The sequence below is a fragment of the Paenibacillus sp. FSL R5-0928 genome (assembly GCF_037970385.1).
In the GTDB taxonomy this organism is placed as follows: domain Bacteria; phylum Bacillota; class Bacilli; order Paenibacillales; family Paenibacillaceae; genus Paenibacillus_AQ; species Paenibacillus_AQ odorifer.
The window spans coordinates 3,682,168-3,700,240 of sequence record NZ_CP150225.1 but is presented as its reverse complement, the minus strand read 5'-3'; the positions used below and the strand labels follow the sequence as shown (position 1 = coordinate 3,700,240).

The 18,073-nt window shown below is 44.0% G+C and carries 14 protein-coding genes; 2 read left to right on the top strand and 12 right to left on the bottom strand.

Annotation, left to right across the window (positions count from 1 at the left end; genetic code table 11):
- Nucleotides 1–174 precede the first annotated feature (174 nt).
- The gene (locus MKZ16_RS16570; RefSeq protein WP_076099162.1) at nt 175–720 is read left to right on the top strand and encodes a TetR/AcrR family transcriptional regulator; all 546 of its coding nucleotides are present in this window, start codon (nt 175–177) and stop codon (nt 718–720) included.
- Nucleotides 721–1,073: 353 nt separating this feature from the next.
- On the opposite strand, the gene MKZ16_RS16565 is transcribed toward MKZ16_RS16570, so the two are convergent.
- Entirely contained in the window at nt 1,074–1,217 is a 144-nt protein-coding gene (locus MKZ16_RS16565; RefSeq protein ID WP_176462520.1) for a hypothetical protein, read from the bottom strand.
- A gap of 224 nt (nt 1,218–1,441) precedes the next feature.
- On the opposite strand from MKZ16_RS16565, the gene MKZ16_RS16560 reads away from it, so the two are divergent.
- The gene (locus MKZ16_RS16560) at nt 1,442–2,254 is read left to right on the top strand and encodes a class I SAM-dependent methyltransferase (protein WP_076099163.1); all 813 of its coding nucleotides are present in this window, start codon (nt 1,442–1,444) and stop codon (nt 2,252–2,254) included.
- Nucleotides 2,255–2,347: 93 nt separating this feature from the next.
- Here MKZ16_RS16560 and MKZ16_RS16555 read toward each other — a convergent pair whose 3' ends face one another.
- The 11 genes from MKZ16_RS16555 to treC form a co-directional block, all read right to left on the bottom strand.
- The gene (locus tag MKZ16_RS16555; RefSeq protein ID WP_036677120.1) at nt 2,348–2,539 is read right to left on the bottom strand and encodes a hypothetical protein; all 192 of its coding nucleotides are present in this window, start codon (nt 2,537–2,539) and stop codon (nt 2,348–2,350) included.
- Between the two features lie 128 nt (nt 2,540–2,667).
- Nucleotides 2,668–2,931, bottom strand: coding sequence for a hypothetical protein (locus MKZ16_RS16550; protein ID WP_051490957.1), 264 nt, complete (start codon nt 2,929–2,931; stop codon nt 2,668–2,670).
- Between the two features lie 159 nt (nt 2,932–3,090).
- Nucleotides 3,091–3,678 (bottom strand): DUF1349 domain-containing protein, encoded by a 588-nt coding sequence (locus MKZ16_RS16545; RefSeq protein WP_076099164.1) that lies wholly within the window; start codon nt 3,676–3,678, stop codon nt 3,091–3,093.
- Between the two features lie 137 nt (nt 3,679–3,815).
- Complete coding sequence (locus MKZ16_RS16540; protein ID WP_076106604.1) at nt 3,816–4,826, bottom strand: phosphotransferase; 1,011 nt, start codon at nt 4,824–4,826, stop codon at nt 3,816–3,818.
- A gap of 161 nt (nt 4,827–4,987) precedes the next feature.
- Nucleotides 4,988–6,817, bottom strand: coding sequence for a fibronectin type III domain-containing protein (locus tag MKZ16_RS16535; protein ID WP_076106602.1), 1,830 nt, complete (start codon nt 6,815–6,817; stop codon nt 4,988–4,990).
- 53 nt (nt 6,818–6,870) lie between these two features.
- On the bottom strand, nt 6,871–9,213 hold the full coding sequence (locus MKZ16_RS16530; RefSeq protein WP_081393458.1) for an exosporium glycoprotein BclB-related protein: 2,343 nt from the start codon (nt 9,211–9,213) through the stop codon (nt 6,871–6,873).
- A 19-nt stretch (nt 9,214–9,232) separates the two neighbouring features.
- Nucleotides 9,233–11,050: a glycosyltransferase gene (locus MKZ16_RS16525; RefSeq protein WP_081393457.1), complete on the bottom strand. Its 1,818-nt coding sequence runs from the start codon at nt 11,048–11,050 to the stop codon at nt 9,233–9,235.
- A gap of 680 nt (nt 11,051–11,730) precedes the next feature.
- Nucleotides 11,731–13,289 (bottom strand): IS3 family transposase gene (locus MKZ16_RS16520; protein ID WP_094903917.1). Its coding sequence is split into 2 segments (ribosomal slippage): nt 11,731–12,656 and nt 12,656–13,289, totalling 1,560 coding nucleotides; the frame shifts between segments, so codons are not numbered across the junction.
- 89 nt (nt 13,290–13,378) lie between these two features.
- Nucleotides 13,379–14,098: a trehalose operon repressor gene (gene treR, locus MKZ16_RS16515; protein ID WP_076105786.1), complete on the bottom strand. Its 720-nt coding sequence runs from the start codon at nt 14,096–14,098 to the stop codon at nt 13,379–13,381.
- Between the two features lie 164 nt (nt 14,099–14,262).
- Nucleotides 14,263–16,233, bottom strand: a complete 1,971-nt coding sequence (gene treP, locus MKZ16_RS16510; RefSeq protein ID WP_036677132.1) for a PTS system trehalose-specific EIIBC component — start codon at nt 16,231–16,233, stop codon at nt 14,263–14,265.
- 50 nt (nt 16,234–16,283) lie between these two features.
- Entirely contained in the window at nt 16,284–17,987 is a 1,704-nt protein-coding gene (treC, locus tag MKZ16_RS16505) for an alpha,alpha-phosphotrehalase (protein WP_076105784.1), read from the bottom strand.
- Nucleotides 17,988–18,073 lie beyond the last annotated feature (86 nt).

The following is an 18,073-nucleotide window of genomic DNA, read 5'->3' as shown; positions in this document are numbered from 1 at the left end:
ATATTTTTTAGATGTACCGTATAAATTAACTTGAAAGTTGCTCTGTTAGGTTACATCTGTGTATTATTATATATAGATATTAAAGGTCTACAATTACTAATTGACCGATATTTGTGCATTAGTTCACAGATTGATTCAAAATAGCTAATATTTATAGAAAGCAGTGATCCTCATATGCCTAAAGTAGATAGAAGAATACTTAAATCTAAAGAAGCGATAAAACAAGCGGTTATTGAACTTATTTCCGAAAAAAACTTTAATCAGATTACGATACAGGATATTTCCGACAAAGCAAACGTAAGTCGTAGAACGATTTACCTTCATTATCTAGATAAATTTGATCTGCTGGATAAGCTTATTGAAGAACATATTAATGAACTAGAAGAACTGCGTAATGCATCAGTTGAAATGGATTTTATAGATGGAGGTTTGATTTGGTTTGAATACCTAGAAAGCAATTATTTATTCTTCTCGACGATGTTAGCCAGTCAAGGCGCCCTCTCTTTTCGTAATAGATTCCTTGAATTTGTCATGGAAGGTTTAAAGGATGAAGTGACTATAGAAGAAGGGAAAAATGAGGGGTTCAATGAAGAGGTAATTCTTCGATTTATTGCAGCGGCTTATGTAGAGGTAGTGGAATGGTGGTTTAAGAATGAAATGCCTTATCCACCTCGTGAAATGGCCAAACAAGTGGGAATATTGATAGAGAGGATTGTATAGTCAGTATCTTAAACAAGGATGAATTATCCCAATTTCACGTAGCCATTCAGATACAGCTTCTTGTGCAGTTGTCACTTCATTACACTCTATATCAAAGCCAATAAGACGTTTTGCCTCCGGGACAAGCTCTCTGATCATTTCAAAGCTCTGTCCAGGTCCATATCCACATGAGTAATAAAAGGTACGATGGTTTTTCCTGAAAAATCATATTCAGATATAAACGATGCAATTGGAGTAACTTGAATAGGTTCCTATTATTCGGAGTTTGTTATAGTTTTCAATATGGCGTACATCCAATAACTTTAACGTCGCTTGATCTGCAGCCAAACGGACAACCAGGATACTTACGCTATTTAGTGAACAAACCCATAGGCATCCAGATTGGCAAAATAATTTATTGAGATCACCTCGTATAAGTCCTGATGATAGAATCGCCATTCTAGCGAATGGAGCAGCAAGAAAAATTGATCCTGACCGTAATTCATATATCGTTCCATTCATACGTATTCTTCTCCCCCTGCGAGTGAAACAGAAATTCATGCTTTATTATAAATGGAAGTTTTAATGGAAAATTTTGGGTAGATATGTTCATAGAAAAATGGTAGATTATTCTATGGTTGATACCTCAGCTTGTTCGTGTTCGATATATGTTATTAGGATTACGCGCAAGTCGGGAGATATGTTTAGGCTTATATAATCTATATTTGGGGCGGGTATCTGCATGGACAAAAATTCTGGTTATAGAACAAATGTTATAGGCGCGGGTGAGGTTGGCGTCGCCATCTCGGTCGATATGAATACGAATGCTATTCATGAAACAAACAGCTTATTTTGGGATACAAAAGGAAATGATGTTTTAGGAGCTACCGCACTACCTTTATATGGAGCATTTGTCTCAGAAGAACAATGTCAACTTTTTGGTGATGTCTCAGGGAAAAAGTTGCTGGAGATAGGCTGTGGAAGCGGTCAATCTTTGCAATATTTGGGGGAACGCAATGCATCTGAACTATGGGGTACGGATATATCAGAGAATCAAATCGAAAAGACTAGGCAACTTTTGACGGCGCACGGACTTTCAGCAAATTTGATCTGTTCTCCCATGGAAGAAGAATGTGGCCTGCCAGAGGATTATTTTGACTTTGTTTATTCGGTTTATGCCATAGGCTGGACAACAGACCTTGAGGGTACTTTTAGCCGGATTGCTTCTTACCTTAAAAAAGATGGATCATTTATTTTCAGCTGGTCTCACCCTATACACAAATGTGTTGTTGCAGAAAATGATATGCTTGTTTTCAAAAAATGTTATTTCGATGAATCTTGGTATTCAGTATCTCTTGAAGAAAGTACGCTAACCTTATCGGATCGTAAATTATCAACCTATGTGAATGCGCTCTCTAAAGCTGGATTTGTTATTGAGCAAATGATTGAGCAATCTGATGATGAACTTATGCAGTCGCGGGACGATAAAAGCGATTTTGCAAAAAAAGCAAAGATGCTTCCTGTAACTTTTGTAATTAAAGCAAGAAAACTCTAGCATCCGATACCTATTGAACAACCTTACAACGTAATAATTATTATTCTAAGCCGATCCAGAAAAGGATCGGCTTATTTGATAGCTTTTTTAAGATCAATCTTGTCTGTTCTCAACAGATTTCATACGGTTTTGATCATCTGGCACTCGGTCATTACTGAATTCCTGGCCTGCTTCTACTTCACCATGACCGGAAGCACTTCGGGCAAAATTTGTGAACTGCCTCTTCTGCTCATCTAGCTTATGTTTACTTTTAAGAAGCTCCTGCGGATCTTGATTTGTCATCATTATCACCTCGCAAAATGGATTCATGCTGTTTATTCGCACTACATAAGTTTTCCATAATAGAGCGGTGCTTATGCAAGATAAAAAAACTCCTGCTCACCATAAGCAGAAGTTTCTAAATGAAGTTCTATTTAACGAAAAATATCAATTATTTTATGCAAAACAAGGTATTCCAAAACAACAATCCCACCGCAAATGAGTATAAAAAACTGAAGTCTTGCCGTATTCATTCTATCCTTCCAATACTCTCCCCGGAATAAAGAAATGATGTTAGGCGTAAAAGTATGCCTAATCGATTCGTTATAATCATCATTATCCACGAAGAACACGCGAAACAAAAATCTATATACTGGAATATTTAAGAACAGTAACAAAATGATCATCACAAGACTCAATGTCCTCTCCTCCCAAGATCCACTTATCTTAATTTTACCACATGAGTAAATGTAGAAATCGGAAACTGATGACAACTTTATAACCGCTCCACTAAAAAAGACCTTTCCTTTATAGGAAGGCCATTATTGAGTAATATTCACTTTCAGCTGCGTAAACGACTATTTATGCTCCAACCACTTACACTCAGTAATTTCCATTTCCGTGAAAACACCTTTAAATGAAGAATTCTCTGGGCTACAAGCATATAAGCCAAAATTTATTTCCTCATTCCCTTCAAACAAATGAAAAATACGCATCTGTTCAAATGTAGTTCCATCCAAAGAGCTTTCAATACAGAAATCACTTTCACGTCGACTTAGTCTATAATACATTGTTTTAATGTTTGCATCGATATCTGTTGTTGCCCAATCTGAATATCCGTGATTTGTAACCACACTTCCAAGTCTTTGGAATTCCTCATTTTCATATTCTACCGATGCCTTGAACCAATTGTCACTGTCCTGATAGATGACTATCCCACACTGCTCGTATCTATTTGCACTATCATAATCTGTTCTTACTATAAATGAAAAATACTTCTCAGCAGTTTTCATTAACAGTGCAGGTGAATTATCATTTCTAAAACCATAATAGGTTCGTTGCCAAAAATCTGTATTCGGCATCGTTACAAATTCAATCCTGTTTTCTGTAATAGAATAATCATTGATTGGATTTATCCAAAAAAGCTGTTCTTTATTAAAGTTCATTGCTCTACTCCTCACTTTTTATAAAGTTTTGTCAACCATTTTCATTGCTAAGATTCCAAATACAATTTAAATAGTTTTCAGCAGTTCATCCTAATAATACCATTTGAAGAATATAACGCACATCATTTTCTAATCTTTTATATTGAAGTATCCAGAGAATTAAATAAAAAGGTTGTCCCGTTCACATAAGCTCTCAAAATCGCTTGAGCATATGGCTGCTCTTCGATCAAACCCTCGGTCTCTAGCGGATTCTCTGCATGAAAGCTATAGGCTTCGATTATTGCCATGACTAAGAAGCACTCTAGCTTCATTATATGTTCATCTTCCAGCTTTCTGATTCTCTGATATCCTTCGACGAAATAAGCTCTTTGTGTTGGGTATAATCCCATAATAGCCTGAGCTATATCGTAAAGATGGTAGCCGAAGCCACACCTGCCAAAATCAATAGGGTACGGTTCATTATCCTGAAAAATGACATTTCCATTATGTAAGTCCGCGTGGATCATCCCATAATTTTGTTCATGTCTTGTGAACGTTTCGAGACATGTTGCCACTTTAGTGGCAGCTACGGAATACAACTTAAAACCCTCATCCGATATGAAATGTTTGCGATGTAGACTTAGGTGATCCCAGTCCCGTTTAAAGCTCAGTGCACCCCAAGAAGGACGAGTAAAGCCGCTGGAAGTACTAAAATCAGAGCTGGCCTCATGAAGCTTTGCCATCAATGATCCTGTTTTACGGATGCCCTCCTCCGTTAGTTCGCTTTTGTCTACATGCTTTCCCGCGACCCATCTCATTAAGCTCGAATAAAACCGTTGTCCGTCACACACCGACGTTTCCGTAATAAAGGCCCCTTCACGATTGATTACAGCTTCGGGCAAGATGAGGCCCTTACTCTTCAATGCGAACAACCACTCTATTTCTGAAATGGTTCCTTCGCGTTGTTTGTTATTCGGGTGAATACGGAGCAAGAACTGTTCCCCCACTTCGCTTACAATGCGGAAGGTGACATGTTCGGATACTTGAATGAAGTGAATGGAGTTCCAGTCTATTTCGTATTCCTGCAAAGCATGAAACGCCGCTTGCTTTACTTGTCTCAGAGTTCGGAGTCGATTCTCCTCAGTATTGATCTGAAAACCGTTATTCATTGCTTATCTCCTTTGTCTACCATACTTCCATCATTTTAACAGTCTAGACGGATAGCTGTAATGATAAAGTATGAATATAAAAAGAGTTTTCTCTTTTTGACTCACCTATAAAAATAGGGAATTCATTGCCATTTAGGCCTGAAATTCCCTACTCTTCAAATCTAATAAGATTCTTCTACAAGCGAAATTGCAACAGGTTCTATGACATTAGTATAAGTGCCATCACCAAGCTGGGCTAATCCATTATACCCCCAGGTCAGCAAGGTCCCCTCCTCACTAACCGCACCGCCGCTCATATAACCTGCACTAATAGCGACGATACGACTGCCAATGTTGAGCTTAGAAGCGAGGGAACGCTCCGACTCAGCACTACCACCGAGCTGGCCCTCATTGTTCGCTCCCCATAACCATACGTTTCCATCGCTTTTCAGAGCCATGCTATGCAAGGCGCCAGCGGATACACTGATAACTGAACCAAGATCCAAGGCTTGAACGGGAGTATAATGATCTTCGGTTGTCCCATCCCCCAAGATTCCCTTAACGTTCGTTCCCCAGCTCCATACGGTTCCGTCCTTTTTCACTGCCATGCTGTGATAAAAGCCGGCAGATACGGAAGTAACGCTGCTTAACTCAGCAACCTGCACTGGGGTCACGTGGTCGATTTTTGTGTTATCTCCGAGCTGACCGTAGGCATTGAACCCCCATGCATAAACCTGACCATCGTGGCTAACCGCTAGATTATGAAAGGCTCCGGCTGAGATCGATGCGATTGAGTCCAAACCTGCAACCTGCACCGGTAATGCACTATCCTCGGTGGTTCCATCTCCAAGCTGCCCATATGTGTTAAGTCCCCATGCCCACACCGTTCCATCGGACAACAACGCTAGCGAATGCTGCTCACCTGCTTGAACCGCTATGACATTCACTAATCCAGTCACTTGCTGCGGCACAAGCTGGGGCGCCGACGTACCATTACCCAGCTGGCCCACGCTATTGCTTCCCCATGTCCAAATCGTTCCGTCCGTCGCGAGCGCGATGGAATGGTCTTGTCCAACGGATGTGGCGCTTATCTCCGGCAAGCCAACAATTCGCACAGGCTTATTACGAGCAATGGTTGTGCTATCACCGAGCTGGCCCATCCTATTATTGCCCCAAGCCCATACGGTACCATCCGGCTGTACAGTCAATGTATGAAAGGAATTCCCGTTGCCCATGCTCATAATGGGACCAACATTACTTACAACATCAAGTGTACTAACCTTCAACTCGTTACTAATTGCTGATTTGTTCCCTGCTTCGTCTATAGCTTGTACTACAAAGGTATACTCCTGTCCAGCCTTCAAGTCGACGGCCGTGTAGACCGTTGTGCTAACTGTTACTTCTGCCAACAGATCAGAGTCCTTATATAGAACATATTCCGCAACTCCGACATTATCCTCGGATGAAGTCCATGCCAAGCTAATGCTATCTGATGTGCGACTGAAAAGAGTTAGCTCGGGCGTACTCGGTGATTCTTGATCGGCTAGAGGGAGTTCCTCTTCCTTCGTTGTTGGTGGGTACGCTTCCGCTGGAAGCGTACTTGCGGTTAAAGGTGGACTTGTTTTTGACACGGGTCCGGATATGTTTACGGCTTGGACCGTAAATGTATAGCTCCGGTCGGAAACCAATCCCTTCACCGTATACTCCGTTAATTCGCCTGAATCGAAGGTATAGACCACATCGGTTACGCTAGGATTGGTAGACTCCATTAGATTTACCTTATAACTCACATCCGTGTTAGAGGTTCCCTCTACGGTATCCCAGGTAAGGCGAATGCTTGTGGAGGTTGAATCGCTGACTGCCAGATTCGCTGGTGCAGCCAATAGCTTTACTTGTTCAAAAGAGCGTCCTTTTGCATCTCCTACAGACGGGAATTGAATGACGGATGGAAATATAAGAACTAACACCAACATTAAGCTCAATTTTTTTATCGGAAATAGCTTCCTTGCCATTTTTAATCACTTCCTATCAAATAAAATGGATGGTTCCTACCTCAAATCTTGAATTACTTAATCTCAATTCCGGCGCTGGCATAACCTGTTACAGTATTTATCAAGCTTAGACCGGAAGCCGTCGAAGAGAACACTAACATTAAGCGATCGCCAGCCTGAACAGCCGTATTTATGCCTTTGACTGATCCGTCACTAGTAGATCCAATAGAAATTATTCCTGTCAAACTAGGCGCCAAGGATACTGCTGAACCAATAATAGGTGTAAAACTGTTGCTATTACTATCCGCTTTATATATTTCTGCTTGAACGTTTATGGTCGTGCCTATTAAAGAAAACGCTAAAGTTGGGCTGAAAAAAGCATATATTGAAGTGATCGTACCATTACGTGGAACGATAAACGCTTGGTTGTACGGATCTTTTGTAGGATCAGAACCATTACTTCTGGTTAAATCTATTTTTCCACCTACTATACTAGCTCCTGAGTACGAACTGCCAAATCCAAGCATCGCAACTGTACCTTTTAATCCCCCGACGATTGTTGTTACAGTAATTGGTGATCCGGAAGAGAATGGAATTATAGTTGATGCGCCAGATGCCCCGGTAGCTCCGGTTACCCCTTGAATTCCTTGTACTCCCGTAGCTCCGGTTGCGCCAGTTACTCCTTGAACTCCTATTGCACCTGTAGCTCCGGTAGTTCCAGTCACCCCTTGAACTCCTTGTGCCCCGGTAGCTCCGGTTTCACCTTTAGAGACAAGCAGGGTAAAGTCGTTATTTATATCAGAAGGTACTCCAGATGGGTTGTTTATAGTAACGATGTAGATACTTCCTAAATAAGTAACGACTTGTCCTGCATGATAGGAAGTCGCTGAATTGAACGGAGCAATGCTATCAAGACCAATGCCAGTTGCGCCAGTCGATCCGGGAGCACCGGTTATCCCTTGAATACCCTGTGCACCCGTTACGCCAGTTGACCCCATCGCTCCATTAGCGCCAGTTGCACCGTTAGCACCCGTGGCACCTGTTGCCCCATTTGCTCCGGCTACTCCAGTAGCCCCGACAGCACCAGTTGCTCCGACAGCACCAGTCGCTCCATTAGCACCATTCGCCCCGACAGCACCAGTCGCTCCATTAGCACCATTCGCCCCGACAGCACCAGTTGCTCCAGTTGCTCCGGTTGCACCAGTAGCTCCAGTAGCTCCGACAGCACCAGTAGCTCCAGTAGCTCCAGTAGCTCCAGTTGCGCCAGTAGCCCCGACAGCTCCGGTTGCACCAGTCGCTCCATTAGCACCATTCGCCCCGGTTGTGCCAGTAGCTCCAACAGCCCCAATTGCCCCGATAGCTCCGGTTGCACCAGTCGCTCCGGTCGCACCAGTGACACCTTGCGGTCCACTTGAACCAGATGCCCCATTTTGACCCGCTGGACCGGTAGCACCTGTGTCTCCTTTTTCCCCTTTCGAACTAGTCTGGCCTACAGCCCCTAATCCCAACACTTCAACGAAGGATGCCATTCCTCCATTATGAATAAGCGTCACCAAAGACCCCGCAGGAAACACGCCCTTGCCATTGTCCCCGAACAGAACAGATTTGCTATTGATTTCGAGCTTCTCTGTCTGACCGCTGCTGCTTAAGAGTTCGATCGAATTTTTGGACATCGAGACGACAGAGCCATGGATAATCCGATCGGATACCTTGCTCGCAAATATTTCAGTCTTAGACAAGATAGCTGCAAACTCGGCGCGAGTAGCCGTCTGCTTAGGCTTGAAAGTATTATTAGGGAAGCCAGATATGACCTTGCGGTTAACTGCGGCATTAATGTAGCCTGCTGCCCAGTCCGATGCGTCTGATGCATCCGAGAAACCTATGTCGCTATCCCTAAACTCGATAGCTTCGGATTCTTTGCCTGCGGCACGAATAATTAGACGTGTTATCCACTCTCGACTTGCTTGCTCTTTTCCCCAGATGACGGTGTTGGGTCTCGCTTCCTCGCTTGGAATCACGAGGCCGATGTCAATCGCTTGCTGAATCCAAACAGTAGCCCAAGAATCTACGGTGAAGGGCAAGCTGCCGCTAGTAGCCTTAGGTTGCTCATATCCCATGAACCTGAGTACCATAACAACCGCTTCCTGATTCGTGACTGGTCGGTTAGGGCTAAAGTTTCCGGAACCGTCTCCTTCGATTACCCCAAGCGCGGAAGCTTTAGTGATATACTGATATGCCCATGAGGTAGAATCGACATCACTGTAAGCTGCTGCACTTGCCCGGGGTAGAATACTGCTATAAGCAGGGCTCAAGGGTGCAATCAACTGACTCATCAGAATAAATGCCATTGAGCTCTTGTAAGCTAACTGCTTGCCACTTTTCTTGCCACTTGTCTTCGTCCTCTTTAATCTTGCCATTACTAAATCCCCCTCAAATTTATAAAGTTATGTATTGCTTCAAATAATCGCGATTAACCATGACGCTCGGATAATCCGGTACATAGCCCCCAGCTATCTCATTGTGATAATGCGCTTGTTCGTATTGTCCTAAGCGATCGTAACAGACGCATAATTGCAAATGCGGTAGCCACGTCCATGCCGGAAGGTCTACTCTAGCGTTAAGCTCAGTCGGCTTTGGTACTTCCGTGGCTAGCTTGTACCAAAAAGCAGCATTCTCGAACCGTTGTTCGATTAGCTCATAAGACCCTAATTGACAACAGGCTTCGGCTCGGGGAGGCGACAAGGCAAAAGCTTGAAGTACTTTAAGCTTGGCTTCTTGAAAGAGACCTAATTGTGACAATGCATCTCCGGCACGCCGACTCGCAAGTAGCTTGTCCTCCAACCAGCCATTCGGCATGACTATGAAGGCATCGTATTGCTCTATCGCTCGCTGCCATTGGCCGTGATCGTATAGCTCGTTGGCATAATAAAATAAATCCCGCGGAGTGAACCTCGTTTGCGCTTTCAACATCCCCTCATAGATGAGAAGATTACGCGAGGACTGCGTATGCTTTCGATCATGTGTTATGCCTAACTCGGCATAGAACACATTGCCTGCGACCTCAAGGTACTCATGAACGACTCCAATCCAACGGAATTCACAATTTCGTCTTAGAAGGCGATTACGTCTCAAGCTCGAAGTTACACTTCCGTCTTTGTCACGGTTGAGATAATAATGCATCGATACAGCATCGATATCCCATGGTAGATCGGATACGATGGACTGGAGAGCCTTTGCATCCTCTAACTGCAGATAATCGTCCGCATCCAACCACATCAGGTACTCTTGAGTAGCGAGACTGAAGGCATAATTTCTTGCTTTGGAGAAATCGTTCACCCATTCGAAATCATAAACCCGTGCTCCATAAGATGCCGCGAGCTCTTTGGTTCCATCACTCGAACCTGTATCCACAATAATGATCTCATCGACAAGCTCCCTCACGCTGGATAAACAACGCCCTAAGGTGTACTCTTCGTTTTTTACGATCATGCATAGGCTGACAGTGACTTTCCTTGTGCCACTATACAAGGAAGAAGTTAAATCGAATCCCCACTTGCTTATGGCCATAGCACGATTTAAGATTAATCGGTTATTGTACCAATCAGGATCATTGGGATCTACTGAAGGAGGTTCATTCCGGAAGACTACGCATCCTTCGGCTATGTAAATATCCAGGTTCATAGATAACGTGCGATAACACAGATCGTCATCCTCGTAAGATTCGACCTCAAATCGCTCATCAAAGGACCCGATCTGCTCAAAGTAGCGACGGGGTATCATCATTAGTAAACTGACAAGTCTAGGAACCCGGGTCCAAGACATTGATTTCCCGATGGAAAGCATCGATGACGACTGATAGAGTTGCTCCATGTTCTGATATACAATCGGAATCCGTTGAGCGCCGCTAACATCATTCATCCTCGGACCCACGATTGCAGCATTGGAATGATGGTCCAGACAGCCCGACAACTGTTCTAACCATCCCTCGTTAACCATAATCTGATCGCGGATGAATACAAGATGATCTCCCGAAGATGACACCGCGCCCAGATTGAATGCTGCTGCAACCCCTTTGCTCCGGCTATGAATGACATGAACGCCGTATTCATACGCAAGGTAATTCGACACTTCGGCAGATTCGTTATCCGAGACGACAATCAGCTCATAGGACATAGACGTATATTTCTTAATCCGATCCAGACATTGTACGGTCAGGTTAAAGTGCTGAGCCAACAATATAATGCTAATATTCAATCGCTTTTCCTCCTATATTCGACATTTTCCCTAAATCTACCATTCTATTAGCGTTGCATTCAAGACAACCAAAGTTGCTATTAGCCAGTTTCACAAATAATGATAAGCTTAAAAAGACAGCCGGGTATGCAACTCTGCTCTATTAATGCAATAAATAATTTTTACAGAATGCAGGAAATTTCCACCTACTAATTCTGGCATGCAACGTATACCGTATTTGTTACGACTGGCAACGAAGGTATCGCTGTTTCCATATTCCAACAATATATATGTATAAAGAACATTTAAATAGTGTGGGTTGTCATCACTTTTGTCATATGACAATATGGTATTTAATGGGTTTTACATGAAAAGATAGGGTCGTTAATCATTTATCTGTTCCTATTGAGATTCAACATTCGATCGTCTTACATAAAAAAACTGCCTCTGAGGGCAGCTTTTTTTCTTAATATATCGTTTTTACGAATGGAGCGAATGAACCTTTAAAGCGCTCTTATATCGAAAATTTGCACAGTATTGGCTATATAACTCCAACACACCTGATAATGATTGAAATGGATAGAGATTTCATATTTCATATTCGGATTGTATTTTTTCTCAGGAAACTCTCATAAAAAAAAGGGTATCCCAAACTGTGAACTGCACCCCGTCAAGTAGACAGCACAAAAAATAAAAGTAGTTTAAGCGGCCTTAGTCCTAAATTCAATGGGACTGAGGCCGTTTAGTTTTGCCTGTAACCGTTCGTTATTATAAAAGTGAATGTAGGTATCAATATCTGTTTGGAGTTCTTCAAAGGTCTGGTAGGTATGTAAGTAGTACTTCTCACATTTCAATGTTCCCCAGAAGGATTCCATCGGCGAATTGTCAATGCAGCAGCCTACTCGGGACATGCTTTGCTTCAGTTCTGCATCGTCCAGCATCTTCTTAAAATGCAGAGAGGTATACTGGAAACCACGGTCGCTATGGAGTAAGGTTCGGCTCTCCGGTGCTGCCTGCAAAGCTAATTCCAGTGTGTTAAAAACTAGCGAATTATTATTGGAATGACCCAGAACGTAAGCAACAATGGACTTGTCATACAGATCTTTTATTGCACTTAAATACGCCTTCTTGCCGTTGCCGTATTTGAATTCCGTTACATCCGTTACCCATTTTTGGTTTGGAGCTTCAGCCTCAAAATTACGGTTCAGCACATTCTCTGCAACCTGCTGAGGCGTGGAGCCTACATACTTCTTTCTCTTTCTGCGGATGACTGACTGGATACCTTGGCATCTCATCAGCCGGTACACTCGCTTTGCGTTAATAGATTTATCCATTTGTCTGCGCAAATGCAGGGTCAATTGGCGATACCCAAAGGTTCGTTCCACCTTCTCATACAAGAGGAGCATGGCCTCTGTCAGTTTCTCGTTGTCAGCCTCTCGAAAACTGGGTTTGCGATTCAACCATTTGTAATAACTTGACCGTGAAATCCCTGCGATGTCACACAAAAGCCGAATGGAGCAAGACTGTTCCTGCTGAACAGCCTGAATGGCCAGGTAGATATTCACCTGGCGAATGGTTCTTAACGCCTCCTCTTTTCGAGTTCCTCTAACTTTTTTAGAAAAGCATTCTCCGCACGCAGGCGTGCATTCTCGTATTCCAGCTTTTGCATCGCGAGTTTGTGGCGATCTGCTTCCGTAAGTTCTTCAGGCGCTTTGGTGCGTCCTCTACCGTCTCGTAATGCCTCTTCACCACCTGCTTCGTACTTCTTTACCCAGCTATATACTTGTTGGTAAGACACGTGAAAATGGCTTGCCGCCTTCGCATAGTCTTCTCCGTTCGAAAGGCAGTACAGCACGATATTTATCCGTTCCTGCCAAGTGGTTACGCGTCCTTTGGTCATAGCTTTAGTTCCTCCTGAATGAGCTGTTAAGCTGTTGCTATGACCATTATACTTCCTAATCCAGTTGGCGAGTTGGGTTGCACTTGCAATCTTATACTTGCAGATGATTTGGTTTTGCGACAATCCTCCCTCGAGATAATCCTTAACGGCATAGAGTTTAAGTTCTGCAGAATACGTACGATTGTAGCTTCGGACTTCCAGCCCTTCGTATCCATACAATTGATAACGTTGCCGCCACTTCACTATAGAGTTTTTGGATATTCCATACTTCCGGGCCGCAGCTTTCAAACCAATGTCGCCCCGTTCAATTTCTTGGAGAATCGTTAACTTTTCCAGTGCTGTATACTTTTTTTGTTCCATAAAAATGCTCCCCATACAGCGACAGGTTTTTATTATTTCACCTGTCTACTATATGGGGAGCATATCAACTGGGACACCCTCTGATTAGCTTATCGTCTCACCCTCCGAGCAAAATCCACAAACTGAAATTTATCCAGCCGGTGTCTAGACTCGGTATATTGGTAAAGCACCGTGTTCTCCAAATAAACATAGTTTCGTACTACTACAATATGCGTAAAATTCTTCAAATCGAGCAGTCTATGATCCTCCTCTGTGGAAGGTTCAACAGATATCAGCTTCTTCGCATAACTGATCTTAAGGCCCAATTCCAGCTCCAAATATTCATAGATTGAGCCCTCGGCGATTTCCGCACTCAGGAAGGAAACGATATCCGCACGAAAATAATCCTTATCCAAAATGATCCGTTCACCTTCAATCTCTCTGGCACGAACAACCTTCCAAACCAGAGTTTCAGGTGGAATCTGCAGATGTCTGGCGAGAGCGGAGCCTGCCGGCTCTTGTATCGTCCGCTCTACCAGTGTCCGCGAGTCAGTACCCAGTGTATCGGCCATCTCTTTAAATGAAATCAAACCGGTAACGGGGAAATCCATTCGGGTCATGTCAAGCACAAAGGAGCCTCTTCCCTTAATTTTGTGAATATATCCTTCTCGGAAAAGTAGATTCAGCGCTTTGCGCACGGTCTCTCGTGAAGTGGCGTAAGCTTCGGCGAGTTCACTTTCGGAAGGCAGCTTGGTTCCCGGCAGCAGTTGTCCAGAATGGATTTGGTTGCTGTATTCATTATAAATTTGCAAATATTTATTTTCTCTCAATTTTGATCACCGCCCTTTATTGTATCACGTCATGCCTTTGGAAGCATCGATTCAATTGGAGGGGAATTCATAGCGTTGAACATATAAATTCTTATATTTATAGAAAAACAGCCCCCAAGGGGCTGTCTTTCTATAGTATAAAGTCTTTGCCAATATAGCCTTTATCAACCCTTGAGATGAATAGTCAAGATGCTTGTTTGTTTGGCCGTAGCTGGTCCGGTCTTCTCTTCAATCTTCTCGACCATCTCCTGACCTGCAGGAATGATGATTGGAGTAATCACCGGGTAACCTGCTGCGCGGATAGCTTCCATATCAAATTCTAGTAGAAGCTCGCCTGCCTGCACCTTATCACCAATATTCTTCAGGCTGGTAAAACCGCTACCTTTAAGCGCCACCGTGTTAATTCCAACGTGGATTAATACCTGAACACCGCTGGCATGCTCCAGTATAAGCGCATGTTTGCTCTTAATCACATGAGCTACTGTAGCATCAAAGGGAGCATATACTTTCCCCTCAGAAGGTTCGATTGCAATTCCCTCACCCATTTGCTTTTCAGCAAAGGCAGGATCGGGTACCTGTTCTAGCGATACTGCAGTTCCACTAAGCGGGGAGACAAGCTCCAGAATATTAACTGATTCCTGTGACCCTTGAACTGAATGACGGCTGCTCAATTCCTCTGGTTCGCTCGTAGTACTAGAAGCCTCTGTAGCTGTGTTCTTTTCGGAACGACCCACTACAGAACGTCCGTACAATACTGTGGCGGCAAATGGCACAACGAGAACAATAACCATACCTATGAAGAATACGCCCCACTGGTTCGGGAAAATCGAAAGGAAACCGGGAATTCCCCCTACGCCAATGGATGAAGCGCGAACCTGGTTAACGGTAAGGAGCATACCGGCAATTGCTGAGCCGATCATCCCGAAGATGAAAGGGTAGCGATAGCGGATATTCACCCCAAAGATTGCCGGTTCAGTCACGCCGAGGAATGCAGAGACGGAAGACGTAGCCGCCAAACCTTTTGCCTTTTGTTCTCTAACAACGAACATCATCGCCAGTGCCGCAGCGCCTTGTGCAATATTGGAGAGCGCCAGCATCGGCCAGAGGAAGGTGCCCCCCTCACTGCCGATGAGCTGTACATCGACTGCCAGGAAAGTATGATGCATCCCAGTGATGACCAGAAGTGCATAGAATCCACCATAGATCAAACCACCAAGGAGCGCAAAATGATCAAATACATAGATCAAACCCGAGGTGATAGCATTGGCAATGGCGAACGTAACCGGTCCGATAATGGTGAAGGCCAGAAAACCTGTAACCAGCAGGGTCACTGGAGCAACGACCAGTAGTTTAATGGAATCAAGCACCCGACGGTTGAGGAACTTCTCCAGTCTAGCCAGAATATAGGCCGAAACCAGTACAGGCAATACTTGCCCCTGATAACCGATCTTCTCCAAATGCCAGCCGAACAAATTCCAGGTCGGAACGGTTCCCTCAGTTGAAGCACTTGCATAACTGTAGGCACTTAATAGATCCGGGTGTACGAGAATGAGACCTAGCACGATCCCGAGCAGAGGACTGCCCCCGAAACGTGTAACAGCTGCCCAACCGATAAGTGCTGGTAAAAAGGTGAAGGCTGTGCTGGCAATCGTGTTAATAATCGCAGCAATGTCTTTCCATGCAGGATAGACATCTACCAATGACTTACTATCAAAAAAGATACCAGGTCCGGTCAAAATATTATTAATCCCAAGCAGCAAACCTGCGGTTACGATGGCCGGAAGAATCGGAATAAAAATATCAGCCAGTGTTTTGATCGCCCGCTGCAGTGGATTCTGTTTCCGTGCTGCCGCTGATTTCACGTCATCCTTGGAAGAGCGGGCACCACCAGTGATCTGAATCATTTCATCGTATACTTTATCTACAGTTCCTGGTCCGATAACGATCTGGAACTGCCCCTGCGTAGAGAATTGTCCTTTTACGAGTTCGTTACGGTCCAGGGCTTCCGAATCCACCTTGTTCTCGTCATACAGCGAGAATCTCAGCCGGGTTACACAATGCGTCGCAACTTCAATATTCTCCTTGCCCCCAACCGCCCGTACAATATCTTCAACATTTTTGCGGTCTATAGCCATATCTTCACTCCTTACAAAATTGATGTGTGCTCCTTCTTAAGTACACCTCGTTAGCGGACTAACCACATGTAGGAAGCATAAGGACTAAGCTGAAGCTTTTGTGTTAATTTAGGTGCATCTGCTGTATTCCCAATCAGAAGCTCGTCCTTACCACTTGGCGACAATTCAGACCAGTGATTATCTTCAAAGCGGAAAGAGATCTCTTTACTGCTGAAGTTCGAGACCACAACAAGTGTCTCTTCATCGCCTGTTCTGGCGTATGCGAATACTTCGGGATGACCTTCATCGAGTCTCTTGAAAATACCTTCTATAAATATTTCATATTCCTTGCGTAGTGCAATCAGTTTACGGTAATGGTGGAAGATGGAACCAGGATTTTCCAGCTCCTTCTGCACATTGATGTTTCGATACCGCTCATCTACCTTCAACCATGGAGTACCAGTGGTAAATCCGGCATTCCGGCTGTCATCCCACTGCATCGGCGTACGTGAATTGTCCCGCGAACGTTCTTGGAGAATGCTGAGAGCAACCTCCGGGCTTTTCCCCTGTTCACACAGAATGCGGTACATATTTAGTGACTCAATGTCGCGGAACTCATCGATGCTTTTCCATACCGGATTCGGCATACCGATTTCTTCCCCTTGATATACATAAGGTGTTCCCTGAAGGCCATGCAGAGTTGTCGCGAGCAGCTTGGCGCTTTCCACACGGTAAACCCTATCATCAGTGAATCTGGAAAGGGCACGTGGTTGATCATGATTGTTAAAAAATAGTGCGTTCCAGCCTCCGCCTTTCTGCATTCCAGTCTGCCACTGCGAGAACAACCGTTTCATTGCCTCGAAATCATAAGGCATCAGTTCCCACTTCTGTCCATTCGGATAGTCGACTTTTAAATGATGAAAATTGAAGGTCATGGAAAATTCCCGCTCTTCGGGACTTGAGTACCGGATACAATGCTCCAGTGTAGTTGAGGACATCTCTCCTACAGTCACCATCTCAAACGGACCAAACACCTCTTTATACATTGCTTTGATGTATTCATGGACCTGTGGACCGTCAGTATAGAATTTACGTCCATCCCCCGGTGGAACACTCCCGTCATCGTTAGGGAAGCGCTGATCTTTGGAGATTAAATTAATTACATCCATGCGGAAGCCGTCGACACCCTTTTTAGCCCAGAATAACATCATATCATTCACTGCTCTACGTACCTTCTCATTCTCCCAATTCAGATCCGCCTGGGTTTTATCGAAGAGAGTAAGATAATATTGTCCCGAAGTTTCGTCGAACTGCCAGGCAGGACCCCCGAACTTCGACTGCCAGTTGTTGGGTAAGCCCCCGTCCGGAGCCGGATCCTTCCAGATATAGTAATCACGGTAAGGGTTGTTCCTGCTTGAAATGGACTGTTTGAACCACTCATGTTCAGTCGAAGTATGGTTAACCACGATATCGATCATTAGCTTCATTTCGCGTCTATGCAATTCCTGTACTAGCTCGTCAAAATCCTCCATCGTACCGAAATCCGGGTTGATATTTTCATAATCTGCTACATCGTAACCGTTATCATGTTGCGGCGAAACATAAACCGGCTGTAACCAGACAATATCGATTCCAAGCTTCTGCAAATAATCTAATTTCTCAATAAGTCCTTTAATATCTCCTGTTCCGTTGCCTGTAGTGTCCTTAAAGCTCTTCGGGTACACCTGATACACCGTGGAGCGGCGCCACCATTCCGAATACTGGGACTGACTCAAGTTGAACACCTCCAAAAAGAATTCTTTATTTCAACCATTAAACCTGTATATACAAGTTCAAACACTTCACACAGTTTAAACCTGTA

Coding starts and splice junctions, on each gene's coding strand:
- MKZ16_RS16570 (WP_076099162.1), top strand. CDS start 175: ATGCCTAAAGTAGATAGAAGAATACTTAAATCTAAAGAAGCGATAAAA.
- MKZ16_RS16565 (WP_176462520.1), bottom strand. CDS start 1,217: ATGGAACGATATATGAATTACGGTCAGGATCAATTTTTCTTGCTGCTC.
- MKZ16_RS16560 (WP_076099163.1), top strand. CDS start 1,442: ATGGACAAAAATTCTGGTTATAGAACAAATGTTATAGGCGCGGGTGAG.
- MKZ16_RS16555 (WP_036677120.1), bottom strand. CDS start 2,539: ATGATGACAAATCAAGATCCGCAGGAGCTTCTTAAAAGTAAACATAAG.
- MKZ16_RS16545 (WP_076099164.1), bottom strand. CDS start 3,678: ATGAACTTTAATAAAGAACAGCTTTTTTGGATAAATCCAATCAATGAT.
- MKZ16_RS16540 (WP_076106604.1), bottom strand. CDS start 4,826: ATGAATAACGGTTTTCAGATCAATACTGAGGAGAATCGACTCCGAACT.
- MKZ16_RS16535 (WP_076106602.1), bottom strand. CDS start 6,817: ATGGCAAGGAAGCTATTTCCGATAAAAAAATTGAGCTTAATGTTGGTG.
- MKZ16_RS16530 (WP_081393458.1), bottom strand. CDS start 9,213: ATGGCAAGATTAAAGAGGACGAAGACAAGTGGCAAGAAAAGTGGCAAG.
- treP (WP_036677132.1), bottom strand. CDS start 16,233: ATGGCTATAGACCGCAAAAATGTTGAAGATATTGTACGGGCGGTTGGG.